Origin of the sequence: Bradyrhizobium sp. LTSPM299, from assembly GCF_000938235.1 — a bacterium.
Lineage (GTDB): Bacteria > Pseudomonadota > Alphaproteobacteria > Rhizobiales > Xanthobacteraceae > Bradyrhizobium.
On record NZ_JYMU01000013.1, the window covers coordinates 114,119 to 138,352 of the forward strand.

Annotated in this window: 21 protein-coding genes; 10 read left to right on the forward strand and 11 right to left on the reverse strand. The window is 64.5% G+C overall.

Going from position 1 to position 24,234, the window contains the following annotated elements:
* Positions 1-52: 52 nt before the first annotated feature.
* From UP10_RS08600 to UP10_RS08610, 3 genes are all read right to left on the reverse strand, one after another.
* Positions 53-664, reverse strand: coding sequence for a hypothetical protein (locus UP10_RS08600; protein ID WP_044586924.1), 612 nt, complete (start codon positions 662-664; stop codon positions 53-55).
* A gap of 319 nt (positions 665-983) precedes the next feature.
* Positions 984-3,371 carry an endopeptidase La gene (lon, locus tag UP10_RS08605; RefSeq protein ID WP_044586925.1) on the reverse strand — a complete coding sequence of 796 codons (2,388 nt, stop codon included), beginning with the start codon at positions 3,369-3,371 and terminating at the stop codon, positions 984-986.
* A gap of 10 nt (positions 3,372-3,381) precedes the next feature.
* Entirely contained in the window at positions 3,382-3,789 is a 408-nt protein-coding gene (locus tag UP10_RS08610) for an Hsp20/alpha crystallin family protein (RefSeq protein WP_044587200.1), read from the reverse strand.
* A gap of 256 nt (positions 3,790-4,045) precedes the next feature.
* Between UP10_RS08610 and UP10_RS08615 the strand changes: the two genes are divergently transcribed.
* Positions 4,046-4,321 carry a hypothetical protein gene (locus UP10_RS08615; protein ID WP_044586926.1) on the forward strand — a complete coding sequence of 92 codons (276 nt, stop codon included), beginning with the start codon at positions 4,046-4,048 and terminating at the stop codon, positions 4,319-4,321.
* A gap of 1 nt (position 4,322) precedes the next feature.
* A complete protein-coding gene (locus UP10_RS44000; RefSeq protein WP_156179712.1) occupies positions 4,323-4,526 on the forward strand; it encodes a hypothetical protein in 204 nt (67 codons plus the stop codon).
* On the opposite strand, the gene UP10_RS08620 is transcribed toward UP10_RS44000, so the two are convergent.
* The 6 genes from UP10_RS08620 to UP10_RS08645 form a co-directional block, all read right to left on the reverse strand.
* A complete protein-coding gene (locus tag UP10_RS08620) occupies positions 4,496-5,257 on the reverse strand; it encodes a slipin family protein (RefSeq protein ID WP_044537208.1) in 762 nt (253 codons plus the stop codon). The genes UP10_RS44000 and UP10_RS08620 overlap by 31 nt on opposite strands.
* Positions 5,254-6,651, reverse strand: a complete 1,398-nt coding sequence (locus tag UP10_RS08625; RefSeq protein ID WP_044587201.1) for an NfeD family protein — start codon at positions 6,649-6,651, stop codon at positions 5,254-5,256. Before UP10_RS08625 ends, UP10_RS08620 begins: the two co-directional genes overlap by 4 nt.
* Before the next feature lie 62 nt (positions 6,652-6,713).
* Positions 6,714-7,694, reverse strand: a complete 981-nt coding sequence (gene dapA / locus UP10_RS08630) for a 4-hydroxy-tetrahydrodipicolinate synthase (RefSeq protein WP_044586927.1) — start codon at positions 7,692-7,694, stop codon at positions 6,714-6,716.
* A 7-nt stretch (positions 7,695-7,701) separates the two neighbouring features.
* Positions 7,702-7,959, reverse strand: coding sequence for a hypothetical protein (locus UP10_RS08635; protein ID WP_044586928.1), 258 nt, complete (start codon positions 7,957-7,959; stop codon positions 7,702-7,704).
* A gap of 222 nt (positions 7,960-8,181) precedes the next feature.
* Positions 8,182-8,457, reverse strand: a complete 276-nt coding sequence (locus UP10_RS08640) for a hypothetical protein (protein ID WP_156164477.1) — start codon at positions 8,455-8,457, stop codon at positions 8,182-8,184.
* Between the two features lie 13 nt (positions 8,458-8,470).
* Complete coding sequence (locus UP10_RS08645) at positions 8,471-8,932, reverse strand: hypothetical protein (RefSeq protein WP_044586929.1); 462 nt, start codon at positions 8,930-8,932, stop codon at positions 8,471-8,473.
* A 503-nt stretch (positions 8,933-9,435) separates the two neighbouring features.
* Here UP10_RS08645 and UP10_RS08650 point away from each other — a divergent pair.
* From UP10_RS08650 to ligD, 7 genes are all read left to right on the forward strand, one after another.
* A complete protein-coding gene (locus UP10_RS08650; RefSeq protein ID WP_016846764.1) occupies positions 9,436-9,525 on the forward strand; it encodes a K(+)-transporting ATPase subunit F in 90 nt (29 codons plus the stop codon).
* Positions 9,526-9,643: 118 nt separating this feature from the next.
* Positions 9,644-11,347 (forward strand): potassium-transporting ATPase subunit KdpA, encoded by a 1,704-nt coding sequence (gene kdpA, locus UP10_RS08655; protein WP_044586930.1) that lies wholly within the window; start codon positions 9,644-9,646, stop codon positions 11,345-11,347.
* Positions 11,348-11,371: 24 nt separating this feature from the next.
* The gene (gene kdpB, locus UP10_RS08660) at positions 11,372-13,483 is read left to right on the forward strand and encodes a potassium-transporting ATPase subunit KdpB (RefSeq protein ID WP_044586931.1); all 2,112 of its coding nucleotides are present in this window, start codon (positions 11,372-11,374) and stop codon (positions 13,481-13,483) included.
* Positions 13,484-13,599: 116 nt separating this feature from the next.
* Complete coding sequence (locus UP10_RS08665) at positions 13,600-14,205, forward strand: K(+)-transporting ATPase subunit C (RefSeq protein WP_044586932.1); 606 nt, start codon at positions 13,600-13,602, stop codon at positions 14,203-14,205.
* A gap of 39 nt (positions 14,206-14,244) precedes the next feature.
* Complete coding sequence (locus tag UP10_RS08670) at positions 14,245-16,959, forward strand: DUF4118 domain-containing protein (RefSeq protein WP_044586933.1); 2,715 nt, start codon at positions 14,245-14,247, stop codon at positions 16,957-16,959.
* The gene (locus tag UP10_RS08675) at positions 16,956-17,645 is read left to right on the forward strand and encodes a response regulator (protein WP_044537200.1); all 690 of its coding nucleotides are present in this window, start codon (positions 16,956-16,958) and stop codon (positions 17,643-17,645) included. Before UP10_RS08670 ends, UP10_RS08675 begins: the two co-directional genes overlap by 4 nt.
* A gap of 129 nt (positions 17,646-17,774) precedes the next feature.
* Positions 17,775-20,402, forward strand: coding sequence for a DNA ligase D (ligD, locus tag UP10_RS08680; protein WP_044587203.1), 2,628 nt, complete (start codon positions 17,775-17,777; stop codon positions 20,400-20,402).
* A gap of 230 nt (positions 20,403-20,632) precedes the next feature.
* Here ligD and UP10_RS42850 read toward each other — a convergent pair whose 3' ends face one another.
* Positions 20,633-20,797 carry a DUF3309 family protein gene (locus tag UP10_RS42850; RefSeq protein WP_082070007.1) on the reverse strand — a complete coding sequence of 55 codons (165 nt, stop codon included), beginning with the start codon at positions 20,795-20,797 and terminating at the stop codon, positions 20,633-20,635.
* Between the two features lie 164 nt (positions 20,798-20,961).
* On the opposite strand from UP10_RS42850, the gene UP10_RS08685 reads away from it, so the two are divergent.
* A complete protein-coding gene (locus UP10_RS08685) occupies positions 20,962-21,273 on the forward strand; it encodes a polyhydroxyalkanoic acid system family protein (protein ID WP_044586934.1) in 312 nt (103 codons plus the stop codon).
* 183 nt (positions 21,274-21,456) lie between these two features.
* Here UP10_RS08685 and treY read toward each other — a convergent pair whose 3' ends face one another.
* Positions 21,457-24,231 (reverse strand): malto-oligosyltrehalose synthase, encoded by a 2,775-nt coding sequence (gene treY, locus UP10_RS08690; protein ID WP_044586935.1) that lies wholly within the window; start codon positions 24,229-24,231, stop codon positions 21,457-21,459.
* Between the last annotated feature and the right edge of the window lie 3 nt (positions 24,232-24,234).

A 24,234-nucleotide genomic window follows, 5' to 3' on the forward strand; every position in this document is an offset into this window, starting at 1 on the left:
CGAATTCACGCGCATCCCGCTGGCGGGCAAGCGTGGCTGGCAATGAGTGACCTCACGAGTTCGACCGGGCGCCGGAGGTCTCGCTCCACTTGCCGCCCTGATAGAGCAGCCGTACGGCATCCTTCGCGCCAAGATCGACCTCGATCGAATTCTGGATGGAGCGGGGGTCGACAATGGTGCTGGTGACGATGTCCTGCTGCAGCCAGATGCGGACATTGTTACTGGGCATGATGTCAATGGTGCCCGGCCCCTGGACCAATGTTGCGAAGACCGGCGTCGTCTGCTGAACATTGTCCGGTCCGATCAACGCGCGGCTCAAGCCAACGCCGATCGGCTGCCCATACTGGTTGTTGATCGTGATGCCTTCGGGCATCCCGCCGGCGGTCGGAGGGTGGAATATGGCGTCCGCGTCAAGCGTGCACTGCTGGCCCGGCGTGATCGCCACGGTGTTGGTGTCGATCGTGATCACGCTGCCGATGTTGAGCGACGAGGTGCCGAACACCTCGTATTGCGAAATCAGGCTGAACGGGTTGCTGGCGAGATAATCGCTGAAGCACCGCCAGACGATGCCGGAATTGATCGCGGCGAAGCAGAGCAAGTACCGGTTGGTCTTCAGAAATTCGAGATCGTCCAGTGCGATCTGGATTTCAATGGACTTGGTCATGATCGCAATTCCCCTCGGCCTCACACGGCGCCGGACGGTCGGCGCTGGCCAGAACCGCATGTTTCAATCCGTCACGTGCGGGTCGTCACCACCCTATTGGAAAATCAGCTTGTGCCAGCCCTCGCTGCGTTTCCATCAAGGATCAACCGTAGACGTTATCGGTCCACGAAGACAATCTCTGATTGGGCCGGTCCGCGATTATTTTGATGCGCCGACGGCGTGTGAACCGACGGCGAAGGCAGATGCGCATGGGCATTCTGTTCATGCTATCTCGACGGCGACGCTTGCGTTGCCGGCAACGGTGCGAGGCTGCCTGCGATCACTCCGCCGCGGCAGGCGTTGCCTTGGCGCCCTCCAGCGCGGCGGCGATCGCCTCGTCGACCCGTTCGAGCCAGATGAACTCCAGCTTGGCACGGGCGCCCGGTGGGATGTCGTCGAAGTCGCGCTTGTTGCGTGCCGGCAGCATGACGCGGGTCAGGCCTGCGGCGGCAGCGGCGACCACCTTCTCCTTGATGCCACCGACCGGAAGCACCAGGCCACGCAACGAGATCTCGCCGGTCATCGCGGTGTCGCTGCGCACGGTGCGGTCGGTCAGCAGCGAGGTGAGGGCGGTGAACATCGCGACCCCTGCGCTCGGGCCGTCCTTCGGTGTCGCACCTGCGGGGACGTGGACATGGATGTCGCTCTTCTCGAAGATCGCGGGGTCGATGCCGAGCTGGGAGGCCCGGCTCTTCACCAGCGTGAGCGCGGCCTGCACGCTCTCGCGCATGACATCGCCGAGCTGTCCGGTGATCATCAGCGCGCCCCTGCCCGGTGTGCGCGAGGCCTCGATGAACAGGATGTCGCCGCCGACCGGGGTCCAGGCGAGCCCGGTCGCGACGCCCGGGATGCTGGTGCGCATCGCGATCTCGCTCTCGAACCGCGGCTGGCCCAGAAGTGCCACGATGTCCTTTGCGGCGATGACGACGCGGCTCGTGCTGCCTTCGGCGATCTGCACCGCGACGTTGCGGAACACCTTGCCGATCTCGCGCTCCAGATTGCGGACGCCGGCCTCGCGGGTGTAGCTCTTGATGATCATCCTGATGGCATCGGGCTCGAGCTCGACCTGGTCGGCCTTCAGCCCGTTGGCTTCGAGCTGGCGACGCACCAGATAACGCTTCGCGATCTCGAGCTTCTCCTCTTCGGTATATCCCGCGAGGCTGATGATCTCCATGCGGTCCAGCAACGGTCCCGGCACGCCGTCGAGCATGTTGGCGGTCGCGATGAAGACGACGCGCGAGAGATCGAAGGGAACGCTGAGGTAATTGTCGCGGAACGTCGCGTTCTGCTCGGGGTCGAGCACTTCGAGCATGGCGGCCGACGGATCGCCCTGGACGCCGCGGCCCATCTTGTCGATCTCATCCAGCATCATCACGCAATTGCGTGCGCCGGTCCTCTTGATGGCCTGGATGATGTTGCCGGGCAGCGCGCCGATATAGGTGCGGCGGTGGCCGCGAATCTCGGCCTCGTCATGCACGCCGCCGAGGCTGACCCGCACGAAGGGCCGGCTCATCGCGCGCGCGATCGATTGGCCGAGCGAGGTCTTGCCGACGCCGGGCGGCCCGACGAAGCAGAGAATCGGCGCCTTGCCGCCGGGCGCCAGCTTGCGCACGGCCAGATATTCGATGATGCGGCTTTTGATCTTCTCAAGGCCGTAATGGTCCTGGTCGAGGATCTTGCGCGCTTCCGCGATGTCGATCGGCTTCTCCTCCGGAATGCCCCAGGGCAGCTCGATCAGCCAGTCGAGATAGCTGCGCACCATGCCGGATTCGGCTGCTGCCTCCGGCATCCGTTCATAGCGGCGCAGCTCCTTTTGCGCCTGGCTCTCCGCCTCAGGTGGCATCTTGGCATCTGATATCGCCTTGGTCAGCTCGGCCACTTCGGCCGCCTTGCCGTCGCCTTCGCCGAGCTGGCGCTGGATGGTCGCCATCTGCTCGCGCAGGATCGCCTCGCGCTGGCGCTCGTCGAACACGGCCCTGGTCTTCTGTCCGATCTCCTGGCTGAGCCGCAGCACCTCGATGCGTTCGGCGAGATGCCGCGACACCTTGTCCATCCGCAGCGCAAGGTCGATGGTCTCGAGGATGTCCTGCTTGTCCTGCGGCTTGAGGTCCATGAAGGAGGTCGCAAGGTCGGCGAGCGTTGCCGGCGAGGTCGTGCCCTGCAATGCTGCGACCAATTCCGGCGGCGCCTGCGGCAGCAATTGCGCGGCCTCCATCGCCTGGCGTTGCAGATTGAGGAAGCGCGCCTCGATCTCGGGCGAGGTCGCCGTGGGTTCCGGGATCTGAAGCACCCGCGCCGCCAGGAACGGCGTGCCCGGGAGGTAATCCAGCACGCGCATGCGCGCCACGCCCTGGCAGACCAGATGATGGCTGTCGTCGGGGCCGGTGAGGTAGCGCACGACATTGGCGACGGTGCCGATGCGGTAGAGGCCATCGGGGCCGGGGTCGTTGGTCTCCGGATCGCGCTGCAGCAAGATGCCGATCTGGCGCTGTTCGCGAACTGCCTGCTGTGCGGCGGCGATCGATGTCGACCGCGCGATCGTGATCGGGATGATCACGTCCGGAAACAGCACGGTATTGCGGACCGGGACGATGATGAGGGCATCTCCCGGTACAGGTGTCGAACGATCGGACGACGATACCGGCGCTGCGCTTGCTACATCGGACATGCCGAACTCCTCAGCTCAATTTTCCAAGCCGCAGCCCAACGCAGCCATGTGCGGCGAAGCGGGTGATGGTGTAACGGCCGATCGGCAGCGCGATCCGGCGCTCGAACCGTCCCTGCGGCAGTTCGAGCCGCAGGATGCGGGCGTCGCGCAGTTCGGCGGGCAATGTGCGGCGTCCGCTGATCACGAGCGTTGCGCCATCCAGCGCCGCCTCGACCTCGTCGGGGTCGACCCCCGGCAGCGCGACCAGAATGAGGATTTCGTCGTCGGTCTCGATCACGTCGATCGGCGGTTCCCAGCTCGGCTCGCGGTTTCCGGTGCGCGGATGCAGATTCAGGAAGCGCTGATGCATGCGCTCCGCCCGGGCCAGCGTCTCGATCGCATCTGACAGCATCCAGTTGATGGGATCCTTGGGCTGCATGGGCACCTCACTGCGTCGGACCTGCGGACCGGGAGGTTACCGATGTTGCCCCCGACCGTAAACCGGCTCCGGGTAGGGCAGATCGGGGGTAAAATCGCTTGCAATGTCCCGATTTGCAGCGGGCCAGCCGAGGCGGGTGTCCTTTATGCCGTGCCTATGCGGCTTGGCTGCGGGCCATCTCGAATTCCTACGGTCTTATCAGCATCTTCCGGGGTGACGCGGCGCGCTCGCGCGCGCCGCCAAAGGAAGGTGGGACATGACCTTGCTCTATGCACACGATGCCCGGCTGCACGCCTCGGGCGGCGCCTCTCGTTTCACGCTCCGGCGGGCGATCAAGCGGATCGGCGCCGCCTTCAGGACGATCCACAGCGCCATCGCGGCCGCGAAGATCCACCGGCTGCGCAACGAGCTCCTGCTGCATCGCGGCCACGACGGCTGGGCGCGAATGAATCTGGATGTCGGCACCATCGGCGCGGACGCCGAGAAATATCCGCGGGCTCCGGTCGTGCTCGGCGAGAAGTGGGATTACTGAGATGCGCGCAACGTCATCATCATCGACTGGTATCGCCGCCATGCTGCGCAGCGGCGCAGACTCGTTGTTCAAGTTCCTCGCCTGGATCGGCAAGGAGCCGGTCACGGTCTACCGGCCCGAGGCGCATTACATGCGCGGCCCCGGACCGGCCTGGCGGGCCAAGCATTTGCCGGGTCAGGTCGCTTCACTTCGCCGCGTCAGGTGATCGAGGATGTTCATCGGGAGCGGAAACACCACGGTCGAGGAGCGCTCGCCCGCGATGTCATGCAGTGCCTCGAAATAGCGTAGCTGCATGGCCTGCGGCTCCTGGGCGAGGATTCGGCCTGCCTCGACCAGCTTCTCGGCGGCCTGCTGCTCGCCCATCGCGTTGATCACCTTGGCGCGTCGCAACCGTTCCGCCTCGGCTTGCTTGGCAATCGCCCGCACCATGGTTTCGTTGAGATCGATATCCTTGATCTCGATTGCGGTGACCTTGATGCCCCAGACATCGGTCTGCTTGTCGAGGATCTCCTGGATGTCGGCGTTCAGCCTGTCGCGTTCGGCGAGCATCTCGTCGAGTTCGTGCTTGCCGAGCACGGAGCGCAGCGTGGTCTGTGCGAGCTGACTGGTCGCGGCCATGTAGTCGCCGACCTTGATGATGGCGCGTTCGGCATCAACGATGCGGAAGTAAAGGACGGCGTTGACCTTGACCGAGACGTTGTCGCGGGAAATCACGTCCTGTGGCGGCACCACCTGGACCATCACCCTGAGATCGACCTTCACCAGTTGCTGCACGACCGGAATGAGGATGATGAGCCCCGGGCCCTTCACACTGGTGAAGCGGCCAAGCGTGAAGACGACGCCGCGCTCATATTCGCGCAGCACGCGAACCGCCTGGGTCAGGAATATGATGACAAGCAGCACGAGTGCCGCATAGGCGAAATAATCAAGCGTCATGCTGTACCTCCCTCGCCGGCGGAAGCCGGCGCGCGCCGGACCACCAGTGTCAAATCGATGATGTTGGCCACTTCGACCGTCTCTCCGGACTTGAACGTCTCGGTGCCGCGCGCTTGCCAGCGTTCACCGTTGGTGAAGACGTGACCTGTGGTCTCGGACCAGTCGAGTACTTCGGCCGGCAGGCCGCGCATGGCCTGCGCGCCGAGGAGGACCGGCCCCCTGGCGGCGCGGCGAAGTGCGCCGAGGATGGCAAGGAAGAAAGTGACGAACACCGCGACGGTGATGCCGATGACCCACCATGACAGTGCGTAGCCGGGCGTTTCGACCCTGAACAGCATCAGCGCGCCCAGCACAAAGGCAACGATCCCTCCAAGGCCAATCACGACGGTCGGGTTGAACGCTTCGATCGCGAGCAGCGCGATTCCGACCAGCATCAAGGCGAAGCCGGCATAGTTGATCGGCAGCAGATTGAGGGAATACAGGCCAAGCAGCAGGCAGATCGTGCCGACGATCCCGGGAGCGACCGTGCCCGGGGTCATGAATTCGAAGATCAGCCCGTAGATGCCGACCATCAGCAGAATGAATGCTATGTTCGGATCAGTGATGACCGCCAGGGCGCGCGAGGCCCAGCCGGGATCGATGGCTTTGAGCACGGCATCCTTGGTCGCCAGCCGTTGCGTCTTGCCGCCCGCGACCTCCACCACGCGACCATCGACCTGCCTGAGCAATTCGGCCGGATCGCGCGCGACAAGGTCGATGACACCGGCCTGCAACGCGCCGTTGGCGGAGAGCGTGGCGGCATCGCGGACCGCCTTTTCGGCCCAGTCGGCATTGCGGCCGCGCAGCTCGGCAAGGCTGCGGATGAAGGCGACGGCATCATTCGTCACCTTCGCCGTCATGGCGTCCTTCGGCTCGGATGAATGGTCGCCATCCTTCTTGTCCTTGCCGTCCTTGTCCGGGGCGGCGCCCGGCAGACCGGGTATCGGACCGCCGATCTGCACCGGCGTCGCGGCGCCGATATTGGTGCCCGGCGCCATGGCGGCAATATGGGCCGCATAGAGAATGTAGGTCCCGGCGCTCGCGGCATGGGCGCCGGAGGGAGCGACGTAGCCGACGACTGGAATCGGCGAAGCCAGCACATCGGCGATAATCTCGCGCATGCTGGTAGAGAGACCGCCCGGTGTATTCAGGCGCAGGATGACAATCTCGGCGTGCCGTTCGGCGGCCTTGGCCAAAGCCGCCTTCACATAGCTGGCTGACGCCGGTCCGATCGCGCCATCGATCGCAATGGTCATGGCAAGGCGGCTGTTCTCCTCCGCGGCGCCTGGACGGATGGAGACAGCCAGCGCGACGAAGACGGTCGCCGCAACGAGGGCCGCCTTGAAGGTCTGCACGGCAAGCACTCCCTTGTCAGGGATATGGGGCGCCGTTCTGGAACCTCAATATGGCAGTGGCGTCACCGACGATGCACGCCTAGGCCATTGTGCATTGCGATGACTGGCATTGCGAACAGATGGTTTACGACTTCGCTCTGCGCCGCTTGATCGGCGAGGCCGGCGATCGCTTGTACGACCTCGGCCTTTGCGGATGCGTTCAATTGCACGATCGGCAGGCGCGTTGTCGGCTGCATGAATCCAAGCAGCGCGAGCGCGAACTTCAGGACGGCGGGATGCTCCCGCTCCAGCAGCGTTGTGATCGGCATGAGCCGCCGGTGCAGTTCGCGCGCTTGATGCAGCCGCCCCTCACGGACATTCCGGTGAATGGCCGCGCACAGGTCGGGCGCGACATTCGACATTGACGAGATGCAGCCATCGCCATCAGCGACGAGATAGGCGAGCGATGTTACGTCGTCTCCGGTCAAAAGCCGGAAGCTTGCCGGCAGGCGCGATCGTAGCCGCGTCAGCCGGGCCATGTCGCCGCTGCCGTCCCGCAACCCGGCGAATTGCGGCGATCGCGCGAGCTCTATGAGCGTGTCGTCGGGCAAGCCGCGCACCGTTCGCGACGGGATATCGTGCAGGATGACGGGCATCGTCGTCGCTGCGGCGATGGCGCGGAAATGCGCTGCCATGCCTGACGGCATCGGCTTGTTGTAGTAGGGCACCACAGACATGACGGCGTCCGCGCCGGCGGCTTCCGCGACTTGCGTGAGCATGATCGCCCGCTCGGTCGCGTTCGATCCGGCGCCGGCGATGATGCGCACGCGGTGATGGGCGACGTCGACGGCGATGCGGACCAGCTGCTCGCGCTCCGCCGGCTCCAATGTCGAATTTTCGCCCGATGTCTCGCCGACCACCAGCGCGGTGGCGCCGGCGGCGATCTGGCGTTCGCAAAGCCGGCCGAACGCGGCCTCGTCGATCCCGCCCTGGTCGTTGAAGGGCGTCGGAAGGTCGGGGATGTAACCCGAGAGCCATTCGGCCGGCTGTGGAGGGGAGAGCATCTGGGGCTCAGGCGACGCGGCTGACGGGCATGCCGGCGGTCGCCCGGCTGTGCATGTCGAGCTCGATCTCGCGCGACAGCTCAACGAGCATTTCGGGGTGCTGGCCGTTTTCGAACAGCGCGTATTTGACGGCCTGGGCGCGATTGACGAACAGGCCGCCATAAAGGCCATTCTGCTCCTGGGCGACCCATTGGCCGCGCCGGTTGCGGCCGATAAAGACGATGGAAGATGTCGAGCTGCACGAGGGAGGTTCGACGAGTTTCACGTTAGTCAGTCCTTTTCAAAGTCAACGTCACGCGCTCAATGTCAGGCTTGCCGGATATGAAATCGAGCGCGAGCGGCAACCGATGTCATAGGAGGCGCATAGGATTTTTCGGGATGGGTTTCAGAGCGTTTTCGAGCGAAGTGGATGCCGGTTCGCGTAAAGAAAACGCGTCAAAACAAGAATCTAGAGCCCCGTTCCGATTCTATCGGAACGGAAACGGCTCTAGAGGTGCTCGACGATGCCGGTGCCTAGCGCGCACAGCGCGACATAGGCGGTCATCTCGTCCCAATGATTGAGCTGGGCTCTGAACGGCGGCTCGCGCTTGGCGGCGCCGACCACGGCGCACAGCAGCGCCGACATCCACAGCAGCGCGACCAGGCTCCTGCCGAAGCCGATGCTGGCGAACGCGGCAAAGCCGATCATGATCGCGATCCGGAATCCAAACCGGATCAGGACCTGTGCCGAGCGCAATTCCCGCGGCAACTCTTTTGCACTCAAGATGGCGCCGCCGTTAGCCGAAATTGTCAACGAGGAGTAGTTCGTACTGCGTGCTGGTGTCGCGACGGACCCCAGGCACGCTGGGCCGGCTTGCCGGCGCGCTGATCTGCTGGGCCTCGACGAAGGCGCTGAGGATTGCGAGCGCGAGATCCGCATGATGGCTCTCGATCGACTGGTCGAGCCAGTCGGGCAGCTCGCGCTGGCGCGACAGCGCGCAGTGCCATTCGCCTTCATCATAGACAAGGCGGCGGACCTGCCATTGCGGAAGCTCGAGATCGATCAACGCGAGCGCGGTTTCGGTCCAGGCGCCTGAGTGGATCAGACGCTCGATATGGGCGGTCTTGCCGCCCTGTCGGAGCGAGGGAAAACGCCGGCAGGTCCGGCTGACGATGTCGGTCATCAACTCGCCCGTAACGGCATAAGCGTCGCGCAGCCGGTCGCCGAGCTCGGAGGGGTTTTCAGAAAGCAATGACATGACATCATCTCGTGCCGAGCGCGGCCCAAGACATTGGCCGCGCGTTCAAAATGGCTTGACCGCCATTTGAAAACGAGATGAGGCGAGGGGCGGAGATATAGGGATTTCATAAAGGTGGAACGGGGCTGCTATCTCTCCATGCGTCGTCCCGGCGAAGGCCGGGACCCATAACCACCGAATTGACTGACTGAAGAAAGCCGACTCCGCTTGTGCCCTTTCTGCGGGCCGCGGCGTATGGGTCCCGGCCTTCGCCGGGACGACAGCGGAACGCGCCGTGGCCTATATAGGATTCCTATAACGTCCTTATTCGCCACATCTCGAAAACCTATGCCACGGGTGGCACTTCACCACCATCAGGCGCGGGATCGCTTATGCGATGTCCCGCCGCCCACGGAGCATAGGAGGCTCTCATGATGGACATTCTCATGGCAGCGTTGGCGATCGGCCTGTTCGCGGCCGGCATCGGCTACGCCTACGCCTGCGAACGGCTATAGGAGGCGGCGATGATTTTCGACTATTCGCTCGCCGGCCTCGTTTCGCTCGGTCTGCTGTTCTACCTCACCTATGCATTGCTGCGGCCCGAGCGCTTCTAGGTCCACGCAATGCTCGCGCTTTGCACAATTCTCGTGGCGGACGTGGCGCTGAGCGGCTTGCTGCTCGGCCTGCTCGCGTCGCTGCTGCGCCTCGCACCCGTTCGAAAGGTTTGACGCAATGACCGTCATCGGCTGGATTCAAATTATTCTCTTCTGCGCGATCGTGGTCGCGCTGGTCAAACCGCTCGGCTGGTACATGACCCGCGTCTTTAACGGCGAGCGCACCTTCCTCTCTCCCGTGCTGCGCCCCGTCGAGCGCGGCATCTACTGGGTCGGCGGCGTCGACGAGCGGCGCGAGCAGCACTGGCTGACTTATGCGGTCGCGATGCTGCTGTTCCATGTCGGCGCGTTCTTCATCATCTACGGCCTGATGCGGCTGCAGGCGGTGCTGCCGTTCAACCCGGCCGGACAAACCGCGGTCGCGGAGGATCTCTCCTTCAACACCGCGATCTCCTTCCTCACCAACACCAACTGGCAGAACTATGGTGGTGAGAGCACGCTGTCCTATCTGGTCCAGATGCTCGGCCTCACCCACCAGAACTTCCTGTCGGCTGCGACTGGCATCGCGCTCGCGATGGCGCTGATCCGCGGCTTCTCGCGCTCCTCGGTGCGCACGATCGGCAATTTCTGGGTCGATGTCACGCGTTGCACGCTTTACGTGCTGCTGCCGATCTGCATCGTCTATACTGTCTTCCTGGTCTGGCAGGGCATGCCGCAGACGCTCGGCGCCTATGTCGATGCGACCACGCTGGAAGGCAGCAAGCAGACCATCGCGCTTGGGCCGGTGGCCTCGCAGGTCGCGATCAAGATGCTCGGCACCAATGGCGGCGGCTTCTTCAACGCCAACGCCGCGCATCCCTTCGAGAACCCGACCGCGCTGTCGAATCTCGTGCAGATGATCTCGATCTTCGCGCTCGGCGCCGCGCTGACCAACGTGTTCGGTCGCATGGTCGGCAATGAACGCCAGGGCTGGGCGATCCTCGCCGTGATGGGCGTGCTGTTCCTCGCCGGCGTCACCGTGACCTATTGGGCGGAAGCCAACGGCACCAATGCGCTGCAGGCGCTCGGCCTGACCGGCGGCAACATGGAGGGCAAGGAGGTGCGCTTCGGCATCGTCGCGTCCTCGCTGTTCGCGGTCATCACCACTGCTGCGTCCTGCGGCGCGGTCAATGCGATGCATGACAGCTTCACCGCGCTCGGCGGCATGATCCCGCTGATCAACATGCAACTCGGCGAGATCATCGTCGGCGGCGTCGGCGCCGGCCTTTACGGCATGCTGCTGTTCGTCGTGCTGTCGATCTTCGTCGCCGGCCTGATGGTCGGCCGCACGCCGGAATATGTCGGCAAGAAGATCGAGGCGCGTGAGGTCAAGATGGCGATGCTCGCGATCCTGGTGCTGCCGCTGATGTATCTCGGCTGGACGGCGGTGGCCGTGGTGCTGCCCTCGGCGGTGGCCTCGATGGCCAATGCCGGTCCTCACGGCTTTACCGAGGTGCTCTACGCCTACACGTCGGCGACCGGCAACAACGGATCGGCCTTCGCGGGGCTCACCGGCAACACCTTCTTTTACAATCTGACGCTTGCCGTCTCGATGTTTGTGGGCCGCTTCTTCATGATCGTGCCGGCGATGGCGATGGCCGGCTCGCTCGCGGGGAAGAAGTCGATCCCGCCGTCGGCCGGCACGCTGCCGACCACCGGCGGCCTGTTCGTGGGCCTCGTCGTCGGCGTCATCCTGATCATCGGCGGCCTGACCTTCTTCCCGGCGCTGGCGCTCGGGCCGATCGTCGAACACCTCGCCATGACCGCCAACACCCTGTTCTGATTTGATACGACCGGAGTACCCTCCATGGAAACCATGAAACTGCAGAAGCAGGTGACGGCGTCGACCATGCTCGACCCGAAGATCCTGGTGCCGGCGATCTGGTCGGCTTTCGTCAAGCTCGATCCGCGGCTGATGGCGAAGAACCCCGTCATGTTCGTGGTCGAGGTCGTGGCCGCGCTGACCACTGTGATCTTCGTCCGCGACCTCGTCACCGGCGGGCCCAGCCTCGGCTTCACCTTCCAGATCATCCTCTGGCTCTGGTTCACCGTGCTGTTCGCCAATTTCGCCGAAGCCGTCGCCGAAGGCCGCGGCAAGGCGCAGGCGGAATCGCTGAAGAAGACCCGCACCGAGAGCCAGGCCAAGCTGCTCACCGGCACTGATAGAACCTTTCGCATGGTGCCCGGCACCTCGCTGAAGGTCGGTGACGTCGTGCTGGTCGAAGCCGGCGACAACATCCCCTCCGACGGCGAGGTGATCGAAGGCGTCGCCTCGGTGAACGAGGCCGCCATCACCGGTGAATCCGCGCCCGTGATCCGTGAATCCGGCGGCGATCGGTCGGCTGTCACCGGCGGCACGCAGGTGCTGTCCGACTGGATCCGCGTCCGCATCACCGCGGCGCAGGGTTCGACCTTCATCGACCGCATGATCCGCCTGGTGGAAGGCGCCGAGCGGCAGAAGACGCCGAACGAGATCGCGCTCAACATCCTGCTGGCGGGTCTCACCATCATCTTCGTGTTCGCCACCGTGACGATCCCGAGCTATGCGGCCTATGCCGGCGGCTCGATCTCGGTCGTGATACTGGTCGCCCTGTTCGTCACGTTGATCCCGACCACGATCGGCGCGCTGTTGTCCGCGATCGGCATCGCCGGAATGGACCGCCTGGTGCGCTTCAATGTGCTGGCGATGTCCGGCCGCGCGGTGGAGGCCGCCGGCGACGTCGATACGCTGCTGCTCGACAAGACCGGCACCATCACGCTCGGCAACCGCCAGGCGACCGCGTTCCGCCCCGTCCGCGGCGTGTCCGAGCAGGATCTCGCCGATGCGGCGCAACTGGCCTCGCTCGCCGACGAGACACCGGAGGGACGCTCGATCGTGGTGCTGGCCAAGGAGAAATACGGCATCCGCGGCCGCGACATGAAGGAACTCGCCGCGACGTTCGTTCCGTTCACGGCGCAGACCCGCATGAGCGGCATCGATGCCGGCTCGTCGTCGGTCCGCAAGGGCGCGGTGGATGCGATCCTGAACTATGTCGATGGCGGCGGACAACGCGCCGTGGCCTCGGGCAATACCGTTCGGTCGATTCAGACGGCGATGAGCGCCGAGGCGCGCGAGATCCAGTCGATCGCCGACGAAATCTCCAAGGCCGGCGGCACGCCGCTCGCAGTGGCAAAGGACGGCAAGCTGCTCGGCGTCGTGCACCTGAAGGACATCGTCAAGGGCGGCATCCGCGAGCGTTTTGCCGAGCTGCGCCGGATGGGCATCCGCACCGTCATGATCACGGGCGACAACCCGATGACCGCTGCTGCGATCGCGGCTGAAGCCGGCGTCGACGACTTCCTGGCGCAGGCCACTCCTGAGGACAAGCTCAAGCTGATTCGCGACGAGCAGGCCAAGGGCAAGCTGGTGGCGATGTGCGGCGACGGCACCAATGACGCGCCGGCACTGGCGCAGGCCGACGTCGGTGTCGCCATGAACACCGGCACCCAGGCTGCGCGCGAGGCCGGCAACATGGTCGACCTCGATTCCAACCCGACCAAGCTGATCGAGGTGGTCGAGATCGGCAAGCAGCTGCTGATGACACGCGGCGCGCTGACCACGTTCTCGATCGCCAACGACGTCGCGAAATACTTTGCGATCATCCCGGCGATGTTCCTTACGTTCTACCCGCAGCTTTCGGTGCTGAACGTAATGCACCTGGCGAGCCCGCAGAGCGCGATCCTGTCGGCGATCATCTTCAACGCGCTGATCATCATCGCGCTGATTCCTCTGGCGCTAAAGGGCGTCAAGTACCGTGCGATCGGGGCCGGCGCGCTGCTTCGCCGCAACCTGATGGTCTACGGCCTTGGCGGCATCATCATTCCCTTCATCGGCATCAAGGTAATCGACCTCTTGGTCGCCGCTTTGGGCCTGGCTTGAACCACGCAACCGTCATCGCGAGGAGCGAAGCGACGCCGCAATCCATCTCTCCGTTTTCCGAACCATGGATTGCTTCGCTTCGCTCGCAATGACCGAGCAAACTTAGGAGACCTACGATGCTCAGAGAAATCCGCCCCGCCATCATCGTCCTGGTCGTGCTGACCGCGATCACGGGCCTGGTCTATCCGCTCGCCATGACGGCGATCGCTGGCGCCATCTTCCCGAAACAGGCGCAAGGCAGCCTGATCGAGCGAAACGGCACAGTGGTCGGCTCCGCCCTGATCGGGCAGGAGTTCAAGGACGACAAATACTTCCACGGCCGGCCCTCGGCGACGGTCGCGCCTGATCCGAACGATGCCAGCAAGACCGTGCCGGCGCCGTACAATGCTGCCAATTCCGGCGGCTCCAATCTCGGTCCGACCAGCAAGGCGCTGAACGACCGGGTCAAGGAGGATGTCGAGAAGCTGAAGGTTGAAAATCCGTCCGCCGCGGTGCCGATCGATCTGGTCACCACCTCGGCCAGCGGGCTCGACCCCGACATCTCGCCGGACGCCGCGCTGTTCCAGGTGCCGCGGATCGCCAAGGCGCGGAGCCTGTCGGAGGACGCAGTTCGTCAGCTGGTGACGCAGAACACGCAAGGGCGTTTCGCCGGCATCCTGGGCGAGCCGCGCGTTAACGTTCTTGCGCTCAATCTGGCGCTGGACGGGGCCAGCTCGAAATAGGGGAGTAGGCTGCAACCGACCGGATGACTATATTGCCGTATGGCCAATCAGCGCCGCGACCTGGAAAAACGACCCTCGCCCGATGCGCTGCTTGAGGCCGCGCGCCGGGAGACCGATCGCTCGGGGCGGCTGAAGATTTTCGTCGGTGCCGCTCCCGGCGTTGGCAAGACCTACGAGATGCTGCAAAGCGCTCACGCCCGCATCAAGGCAGGCACCGACGTGGTGGTCGGCGTCGTCGAGACCCACGGCCGCGTCGAGACCGAGGCGCTGCTGAAGGGCCTCGAAGTGGTCCCCCGCAAGCGGCTGACCTACCGCGACCAGGACATCGAGGAGATGGACCTTGACGCACTGATCGCGCGGCGCCCGCAGATCGCGCTGGTCGACGAACTCGCCCATACCAATGCGCCGGGCAGCCGGCATCCCAAGCGCTATCTCGATGTCGAGGAACTGCTCTCGCGCGGCATCGACGTCTATACCGCCGTCAACATCCAGCACATCGAGAGCCTCAACGATGTGGTCGCCCAGATCACCCACGTCCGGGTGCGCGAGACCGTACCGGATTCGGTGTTCGATCGCGCCGCCGCCATCGAGCTGATCGACCTCACGCCCGACGACCTGATTCAGCGGTTGAAGGAGGGCAAGGTCTATGTGCCGAAGCAGGCCGAGCGGGCACTGGAGCACTATTTCTCGCCCGGAAATCTGACCGCGCTGCGCGAGCTCGCGCTGCGGCGCACCGCCGAGCGGGTCGACGAGCAGTTGCTCACCCACATGCAGGCCAACGCGATCGCCGGGCCCTGGGCGGCCGGTGAACGAATCCTCGTCAGCATCAGCGAGGACCCGCGCGCGGCCGGCCTCGTCCGCTATACCAAGCGGCTGGCCGACCGGCTGCACGCGCCGTGGACTGCGATCAGCATCGAAACCCGCCGCAGCCTGCAACTGACCGACGAGCAGCGCGACCGGCTCTCCGATACGCTGCGGCTTGCCGAGGCGCTGGGCGGCGAGGCGCTGACGATTCCCGGCGTCGGGCGCCGCATCGCCGACGACGTCATCAGTTTCGCGCAGGCCAACAACGTCACCCAGATCATCATCGGCAAGTCGACGCGCTCGCGCTGGTTCGAGATGACGCGCGGCTCCGTGGTGCACGATCTGGTGCGCCGCGCCGGCAATATCAGCGTCAACGTGATCGCCGGCGACGAGCAGCCGGTCGCCAAGGCGGCGGTGCAGACAGCGCAGCGGCAGGAGCCGTTCAATCCGCGGCCCTATCTGATGGCGCTGCTGCTGGTCGCGATCGGGCTCGTTGCGGCGCAGCTGATCCAGCCGTTCTTCGGGATCGAGAACGTCGACTTGGTGTTCATCACCGCCGTCGTCGGCGTCGCCGTGCGCTACGGCCTGTGGCCATCGCTGCTGGCCAGCGTGGCCGCTTCGTTGTGCTACAATTTCTTCTTCCTGCCGCCGGTCTATACCTTCACCATCACCGATCCGACCAACGTCGCCGCGTTCTTCTTCTTCATGGTGGTGGCGTTGTTGGTCTCCAATGTCGCCGCGCGCGTGCGCACGCAGGCCGATTCCGCGATCGGCCGCGTCCGCACCACCGAGTCGCTCTATGCTTTCAGCCGCAAGCTCGCGGGTACCGCCACGCTCGACGACGTGCTGTGGGCGACCGCCTACCAGATCGCGCTGATGCTGAAGGTGCGTGTGGTGCTGCTGCTGCCGGAAGACGGGCTGTTGGCCGTCAAGGCCGGCTATCCGCCGGAGGACCAGCTCGACAAGGCGGACCTCGCCGCGGCTAATTGGGCGTGGAGCAACGATCGCCCCGCCGGTCGCGGCTCGGACACGTTGCCCGGCGCCAAGCGGCTGTTCCTGCCGATGCGCACCGGGCGCGGCCTGACCGGCGTGATCGGCATCGACGACGACCGGACCGGACCGTTGCTGACCCCCGACCAGCGCCGGCTGCTCGATGCGCTGGTCGACCAGGGCGCGCTCGCGATCGAACGCGTGCTGCTGGTCGAGGACATGGACCGTGTCAAGCGCACGGTCGAGTCGGACCGCCTGCGCGGCGCGCTGCTGACCTCGATCTCGCACGACCTCAAGACACCGCTCGCCTCCGTGCTAGGTTCGGCCTCGACTCTGCGCGACGTCGGCGCGAGCCTGACCGACGCACAGAAGCATGATTTGCTGGCGACCGTGATCGACGAGTCGGAGCGGCTCAACAGATTTATCGCCAATCTGCTCGACATGACCAAGCTCGAGTCGGGTGCGATCGTGCCCAACACCGCGCGGCACGATATCGGCGAGATCGTCGGCAGCGCGCTGCGCCGCGCGGCAAAGATTCTGGTGCACCACAAGGTGTCGCTGGAGCTCGCGGCCGACCTGCCGATGCTGGAGCTCGATGCGGTGCTGTTCGAGCAGGTGCTGTTCAACCTCTTGGACAACGCCGCCAAATATGCGCCGCCGGACACCACGATCTCGATCCGCGGTGGGCGCGACCGCGAGACGATCGCGCTGCAGATCCTAGATGAGGGCAACGGCATTCCGGCCCACGATCTCGAAAGCGTGTTCGACAAGTTCTATCGCGCCGAGAAGGGCGACCATATCCGCCCCGGCACCGGCCTCGGGCTGGCGATTTCGCGCGGCTTCGTCGAGGCGATGCGCGGCACGATCGCGGCCGCCAACCGCTCCGACCGGAGCGGCGCCATCATCACCATCCGCCTGCCGATCCCGGCCGACACCCACGCGCTGGACACCGCTGCATGAACGCAACACCCATCAAGGTTCTGGTCATCGACGACGAGCCGCCGATCCGCAAACTGTTGCGGATGGGACTGAGCACGCAGGGCTATGACATCCTCGAAGCTTCCAACGGCAAGATTGCGCTGGAGATGCTGGCCGAGGAGCCCGCACTGATCATCCTCGATCTCGGCTTGCCCGACATCCAGGGCCACGATTTGCTGCGCATGATCCGCGGCCGCAACGAAAATGTACCGATCGTGGTGCTGTCGAGCCGCGGCGACGAGGCCGGCAAGGTGCAGGCGCTCGATCTCGGCGCCGACGATTACCTGACCAAGCCGTTCGGCATGGACGAACTGCTGGCGCGGCTGCGCGCCGCGCTCCGGCACCAGTTGCAGGTGCAGGGCGAACGGCCTGTCTTTCGCTCCGGCGATCTCTCGGTCGATCTGGTGCGCCGCATCGTCAAGGTCGGCGAGAAAGAGATAAAGCTGTCGCCGAAGGAGTACGACCTGCTGCGTGTGCTGGTGCAGCATGCCGGCAAGGTACTGACGCATCGCTTCCTGCTGAAGGAATTGTGGGACGAATTGACCGATGCGCAATATCTGCGCGTCTATGTGCGCCAGCTCCGCCAGAAGATCGAGGCCGACCCCGAGCGTCCGCAATTCGTGCTGACCGAAACCGGCATTGGCTATCGGCTGCGCGCGGCGGATTAGCCGCTCTGGGTTGTCATGCCTCGCTTCCTCTCCAAACAGCTTGAGTTTGGAACTTGAACGGATACCGTGGGTTTTGGTTCCTGACGGCCGCGGATGGGCGGCTGCCGTCGTTAGCGCCGAGGCTTGCAATTGTCGCTCCGAAACCTGTCCACCTATCGCAAGAAGCGCGATTTCGAGAAGACCGATGAGCCGTCGGGCGACGTCAAGGTCGCAGCCGGAAAGCAGCGGCGCTTTGTCATCCAGAAGCATGACGCGACGCGGCTGCACTATGATCTCAGGCTCGAATTCGACGGCGTCTTCAAGTCCTGGGCGGTGACGCGTGGTCCCTCGCTCGACCCGCATGACAAGCGGCTGGCGGTGGAGGTTGAGGATCACCCGCTGGACTACGGCGATTTCGAAGGCACAATTCCCGAAAGCGAGTATGGCGGCGGCACGGTGCAGCTCTGGGATCGCGGTTACTGGGAGTCTGATGACCCCGAACGCGGCTTCAAGAAGGGCGACCTGAAGTTCACGCTTGATGGCGAGAAGCTGCATGGCAGCTGGGTGCTGGTGCGGATGAAGGGCGACCGCTTTGGCGGCAAGCGCACCAATTGGCTGTTGATCAAGCACCGCGACGACTATGCCGTGGATGGCGACGGCGAGGAGATCCTCAAGGAGGACCGCTCGGTCGCCTCGGGGCGGTCGATGGCGCAGATCGCTGAAGGCAAGGGACGGGCGCCAAAGCCGTTCATGCTGGCCAAAGGCAACGGAAAGGCCAAGGCGGACGCTGTCTGGCACTCCAATCGCGGCGATGCGGCCGACGCGCGCGCCAAGGCCAAGGCGCCGCCGGCCAAAGCGCGACCAGCGGCGAAGCCGAAACAGGTGCCGGTGATGCCGGATTTCGTCGCGCCGCAGCTCTGCGCATCGGTTGAAAGCCCGCCCGGCGGCGCGGGCTGGTGCCATGAGATCAAATTCGACGGTTACCGTGTGCAACTCCGCGTCGAGGACGGGGAAGCAGTCTTGAAGACCCGCAAGGGGCTCGACTGGACGGACAAATTCGCCGCGATCGCTAAGGAGGCCGGCAAGCTGCCGGACGCCCTGATCGATGGCGAGATCGTCGCGCTCAACGAAGGAGGCGTTCCGGATTTCTCGACGCTGCAGGCGGCAATCTCCGACGGCAAGACGAACTGGCTGATCTTCTTCGCCTTCGATCTGTTGTTTGCCGGCAAGGAGGATTTGCGCCCCCTGCTGCTGGGCGAGCGCAAGACGCGGCTGAAGCAACTGCTCGAGAAGCGCAAAGGCAAGGATCTGCTGATCCGCTATGTCGAGCACTTCGAGGAGAGCGGCGAGACCGTGCTGGAATCGGCACGCAAGCTCGGACTGGAAGGCATCGTCTCCAAGAAGCTCGATGCGCCCTATCGCTCCGGACGGTCCGACGACTGGACCAAGGCAAAGATCCGCGCCGGCCAGGAGGTCGTGATCGGCGGCTGGAAGACCACCAACGGCAAATTCCGCTCGCTGATGGCCGGTGTCTATCGCGGTGGTCATCTGGCCTTTGTCGGCATCGTCGGCACCGGTTTCGGCCAGGACACGGTTCGGCGGATCATGCCGTCGCTGAAGGCGGCCGCATCGGACGAGAGTCCGTTCGGCGGCAAGGACGCGCCGAGGGCAACCCGCGACGTGCATTGGCTGAAGCCGGAGCTGGTTGCCGAGATCGAATTCGCCGGCTGGACCGACGGCGGCAACATCCGCCAGGCCGCATTCAAGGGCCTGCGCCAGGACAAGCCGGCGCGTGAGGTCGAAGCGGAGAAGCCTGCTGTGACGAAAGTGGTGAAGCCGATGGCCAAAGGCACGGCAAGAAGCGCGGCGAAGGCATCCAGCGAGGTGATGGGTGTCGTCATCTCCCATCCGGATAAGGCCTTGTGGCCCGACGGAGGCGACGGCAAGTCCGTGACCAAGCTCGACCTCGCGACATATTTCGAGACGGTCGGCGAATGGATGATCGGTTATCTCAAGGGCCGGCCGTGCTCGATCGTGCGCGCACCCGACGGCATCCAGGGCGAGACCTTCTTTCAGCGCCACGCGATGGCGGGCACGTCGAAGCTGCTGAAACTTGCAAAGGTCTCCGGCGACCGAAAACCCTATCTGCAGATCGATCAGGTCGAGGGATTAGCAGCGGTCGCCCAACTCGGCGGGCTCGAGCTGCATCCCTGGAATTGTGCGCCCGATGCCTATGACACGCCAGGCCGGCTGGTGTTCGACCTCGATCCCGCGCCCGACGTTGCCTTTTCCGAGGTAATCGACGCCGCCAAGGACATGCGCCAGCGCCTGACGGCGGTCGGTCTCGAAAGCTTCTGCAAGACCACCGGTGGCAAGGGCCTTCACGTCGTCACGCCACTGCTCCACGGTACAAAGGACAAGGTGACGTGGAAGGAGGCCAAGGCCTTCGCGCAAGGCATTTGTCAGTGGATGGCCCAGGATGAGCCCGAGCGCTATCTGCTCAACATGTCCAAGGCCAAGCGCACCGGAAAGATCTTCCTCGACTATCTGCGCAACGACCGGCTTGCGACCGCAGTCTCGGTGCTGTCGCCGCGAGCGCGCGATGGCGCCACGGTGTCGATGCCCCTGACCTGGACACAGGTACGCGGCGATCTCGATCCGAAGAAATACACGGTGCGAACCGTGCCGGCGTTGCTTGCGAAGACCAAGGCGTGGGATGGCTACGATGACGCAGCGGCGTCGATCAAGACGGCGATGAAGAAGCTGGCGGCGCGGTAATTCGTCGTACCCCGCGAAGGCGGGGTATCGAGTACGCCGCGACCTATCGGATCAACCAACAGCGTCTCTGGAATACTGGGTCACCCGCTTTCGCGGGTGATGACAGTCTTTATGTGGAAGGGATCGGCTGTGTAGGGTGGGCAAAGCGAAGCGTGCCCACCACCTCTTGCGCTGCTCTTGATGGTGGGCACGGCGCAAGTGCGCCTTTGCCCACCCTACGATCCCTTGTCTTACAGCCGTCCGAGCAGGAGCAGAACCAGCAGGATCACGACCACGAGGCCGAGCCCGCCGCCGCCGTAATAGCCGGTGCCGTAGAACGGTCCGCCGCCGATGCCGCTGAAGCCGCCCAGCAGCGCGATGACCAGAATGATAAGAATGATCGTTCCAATTGACATCTCAAGCTCTCCTCAGCCCACAGGCCCTGTGCGTTTGCCCTTTGCGTGGAGGAAACAAACCGGAACTGTGAAGGTTCCTGCTCTCGCGGTGCGATAAAATCCGTACATCTTCCATTTGTGTGGAACGGAATTACATCAACGGTAACGGTCGAGGAGGGCTTGTGATGTCGGCGCCGCTCATTGTTTCGATTCCCCACCGTCTCGGTCGCGATGAGGCCATGCGTCGCCTGAAGGCAGGTTTGTCGCGCGCGGCATCGAGCGTGCCTGTTTTGAGCGTCGACGAGGAGCATTGGGACGACAATCGCATGACCTTTCGCGTGCGTGCGCTCGGGCAAATCGCCGCCGGGCATCTCGACGTCGAGGATGCGTATGTACGGCTGGAGGTGACGTTGCCATGGTTGCTGCAACGCTTCGCCGAGGTCGCGCAGATCGCCATCCAGAAGAGCGGACAGTTGTTGCTGACCAAGCGCAGCTGATGGGTTAGGCGATCGTTGTGCCCCGCAGCAACGAAATACCGCGCGTGGCAGGCGGTCGTCAGCCTCTCGGTAACGAATTTGCCGGACTATCACGGCAAGCGCGGAGGGAGGGAACCGGCCTTCGTAACCGGCACGACATCCGCCAGGCCGTCCGGCCGTCGATCCCGGACGGCCTCCGCGCTTCTACGGACGGCTCTGCTTTCGCTTCGATCCCTTGGCAGGGGTCCTCGCTCGCAGCACCGCAACAGGCAGCTGCTCGAACAGTGTCGAAAGCGGAAGCCTGTTCGTGCCGACCTCCGTCGCATATCCCGTCACGTCGATTGTGCCGTCGAAGGCGTCCGGACGCGGCCATGCGCGCCCGCTTTGCGTGAACGGGGCAAACCACCTGGCCACCGTGACGATAACAGCGTCGCGGCCGTGGCGCCGGGCGAACGCGATGACGTGGTCGCGATGCGGGCCGTCAACCTCGAGCGGCTCATAGCCGCCGCTAGCGAAGACATCGGGCACTTCGTTCCGCAGCCGCAGCAGATGCCGCGTCCATGCGAGCTTCAACCGGCCATCGCGCCAGCTTTGCGCGAGCGCGCCCCAATCGGGTGCTTCGGTCGCGGCAAGTAGTTCGGCTCGCTCCGCAAAATCGACCGGCCGCCGGTTGTCGGGATCGACAAGCGAAAAATCCCAGAGTTCGGTGCCCTGATAGAAATCCGGCACACCCGGCATCGTCGCCTTCAGCGTGACTTGGCTGAGCGAGTTCAACGCGCCGATCCGGGCCGTACGTTGCGCCAGAGTCTCCAGCGAATCCAGGAATTCGGCGGATGTCTTGCGATCCAGGATCCGTTCGATAAAGGTTTTGACGCCGTCTTCGTAAGCTTGATGCGGATTGAGCCAGCTCGTCTCCTGCTTGCCTTCGCGCGCCGCCTTCAGGGCGTAGGCCTGCATGCGCTCGACAAACGAGGGGTCGTCCGGCTCCCAGGCGCCGATCAGCGCCTGATACAGCATGTATTCGAAGGTCGCCGATGGTGCGCGCATCTCGCCGTCGAGCACCAGGTGCGGCGCATTCAACACCTTCCAGCGTGCGACCGCGCTGGTCCATTCGCCGGGGATCTCGGCAAGTGCCATGATCCGCGTGCGGGCGTCCTCGCCGCGCTTGGTGTCGTGGGTTGCGGTCGCGGTCATGCCATGCGGCCATTCGCTGATACGGGCCTGCATCATTGTGTGGAAACGGCCGGCGGGAAGCGCGCCTGCTGCTGGATCGCCGCCGACCTCGTTCAGCGCCACCAGGCGGTGATAGCGATAGAAGGTGGTGTCCTCCAGCGACTTCGCCATCATCGGCCCGGTGAACTGCTGGACCTTCAGCGCGAAACGGCGGACCCGCGGCGCGCCGTGCGGTGGACGGCCGGGCTTGAGCAGGTCCATGGTCAGGGCATCGCGCAGGAAATCGAAGATGCCTTCGTCGGCCGCGAACCAGTCGGCGCGGGCGCGCGCGATCGTCTCAACGATCAGCGCGCGGTCATGCGCCTTTGCGCCCGACGGCGTCAGATAGGTGCGATAGACCGGGAAGTGCAGCACGTAGAGTTCGAGCGCCTGGCGCAGGCTGTCGGCCGAAAAGTCGCGGGTCGAATAGTGGCCGCCGGCGATCCGCGCCAGCAAGCGTGTGAGCACGGTGAATTCGCTGGTTAGCAGCGTCTCGAGCACCCGCCGCTTGGCCTCGCGCAGCACCGGCACCAGATTGGGCGACTGGTTGCTGATTTGGCGCCAGATCTCGTTGAGCGGATCGAGGCCGCTGCCGTCGACCAGCACCTGGCTGATCACGTTCATCCATTCATAGCCGGTGGTGCCGTCGACGCCGGTGAACGCCGGCAGCTTCTCGTCCTCGCCGAGGATCTTCTCGACCACGATGTAGAACGGCTTTGCCTTCGCGCCTTGCGCGGAGCGGATCAGGCGGCGCAGGCGCTGGAAGTACTGCGCCGGATCGCGCAGGCCGTCGATATGGTCGAGGCGTAAGCCCTGCAGCCGGTCTTCCGCGATCAACCGCTTCACCAGGCTGTGGCTCGCCTCGAAGGTGCCGGCATCCTCGACTCTCAGGCCAGCGAGCGTGTTGACGTCGAAGAAGCGGCGGTAGTTGATGTCACTGGAGGCGAGCCGCCAGTGGCCGAGCTTGTAGTGCTGGCGCTCCAGCAAATGATGCAGCGCCAGCGTCTGGGTCGGACGATCCTTGGCGGCGCGATAGGCGGTGAGCCCGCGCGCGATGACGCCGGCGCCGCCGTCGATCGCGCGCAACTCGGCCTTGAGAGTGGGAGCCTCGGTGCGGTTGGGGTGACGCAGTCCCCGGTATCGCGCGGCGAGGTCGAGCATCGCGCGTCCAGCCGCGCTGTCCTCGGCGCCGGATTCGCGGACGATAGCCCGCAGCACCTCGCCATAGCGCTCGGGTGCGATCGGCAGGCGATGTTCAAAGTACCAGGCGGAGAAGCTGCCTTCGGCTTCGTCGTAGCGCAGCTCGATCTCGCCCCGCTCCAGCGCCTGGCCATAGGACGAGCCGAGGATCGGCAGCAGCACGCCGCCGCGGGCACGATAGGGCAGCAGGTCCCAGTCGATGTCGAAGGAGACCGCGTGCGGCGAGGTTTGACCCCATTCCAGCACATCGAGCCACCACGGATTGTCGGCAAAATGCACGCCGACATGGTTAGGCACGAAGTCGAGGATCAGGCCGAGGTCATTTTGTTTCAGCGCATCGCTCAGCCGTGAGAATCCGGCCTCGCCGCCGAGCTCCGGATTGAATTTGGTGTGGTCGACGACATCATAGCCGTGCGTCGAGCCCTTGCGCGCCTTGGTGAAGGGCGAGGCATAGACGTGACTGATGCCGAGTGCCTTCAGATACGGCAGCACGCGGGCTGCGGCATCGAAGTCGAAATCGGCAGTGAGTTGCAGGCGGTATGTCGCGATCGGGATCGCGGGAGGCATTGT

Excerpts from the sequence above, each read along its gene's own strand:
- UP10_RS08645 (WP_044586929.1), bottom strand. The coding sequence starts at position 8,932 with ATGTCATTGCTTTCTGAAAACCCCTCCGAGCTCGGCGACCGGCTGCGC.
- lon (WP_044586925.1), bottom strand. The coding sequence starts at position 3,371 with ATGTCCGATGTAGCAAGCGCAGCGCCGGTATCGTCGTCCGATCGTTCG.
- UP10_RS42850 (WP_082070007.1), bottom strand. The coding sequence starts at position 20,797 with ATGTCAATTGGAACGATCATTCTTATCATTCTGGTCATCGCGCTGCTG.
- UP10_RS08670 (WP_044586933.1), top strand. The coding sequence starts at position 14,245 with ATGGCCAATCAGCGCCGCGACCTGGAAAAACGACCCTCGCCCGATGCG.
- UP10_RS08600 (WP_044586924.1), bottom strand. The coding sequence starts at position 664 with ATGACCAAGTCCATTGAAATCCAGATCGCACTGGACGATCTCGAATTT.
- UP10_RS08685 (WP_044586934.1), top strand. The coding sequence starts at position 20,962 with ATGTCGGCGCCGCTCATTGTTTCGATTCCCCACCGTCTCGGTCGCGAT.
- UP10_RS08665 (WP_044586932.1), top strand. The coding sequence starts at position 13,600 with ATGCTCAGAGAAATCCGCCCCGCCATCATCGTCCTGGTCGTGCTGACC.
- kdpA (WP_044586930.1), top strand. The coding sequence starts at position 9,644 with ATGACCGTCATCGGCTGGATTCAAATTATTCTCTTCTGCGCGATCGTG.
- treY (WP_044586935.1), bottom strand. The coding sequence starts at position 24,231 with ATGCCTCCCGCGATCCCGATCGCGACATACCGCCTGCAACTCACTGCC.
- UP10_RS08620 (WP_044537208.1), bottom strand. The coding sequence starts at position 5,257 with ATGACGCTTGATTATTTCGCCTATGCGGCACTCGTGCTGCTTGTCATC.
- dapA (WP_044586927.1), bottom strand. The coding sequence starts at position 7,694 with ATGCTCTCCCCTCCACAGCCGGCCGAATGGCTCTCGGGTTACATCCCC.
- kdpB (WP_044586931.1), top strand. The coding sequence starts at position 11,372 with ATGGAAACCATGAAACTGCAGAAGCAGGTGACGGCGTCGACCATGCTC.
- UP10_RS44000 (WP_156179712.1), top strand. The coding sequence starts at position 4,323 with ATGCGCGCAACGTCATCATCATCGACTGGTATCGCCGCCATGCTGCGC.
- UP10_RS08675 (WP_044537200.1), top strand. The coding sequence starts at position 16,956 with ATGAACGCAACACCCATCAAGGTTCTGGTCATCGACGACGAGCCGCCG.
- UP10_RS08610 (WP_044587200.1), bottom strand. The coding sequence starts at position 3,789 with ATGCAGCCCAAGGATCCCATCAACTGGATGCTGTCAGATGCGATCGAG.
- UP10_RS08650 (WP_016846764.1), top strand. The coding sequence starts at position 9,436 with ATGATTTTCGACTATTCGCTCGCCGGCCTCGTTTCGCTCGGTCTGCTG.
- UP10_RS08615 (WP_044586926.1), top strand. The coding sequence starts at position 4,046 with ATGACCTTGCTCTATGCACACGATGCCCGGCTGCACGCCTCGGGCGGC.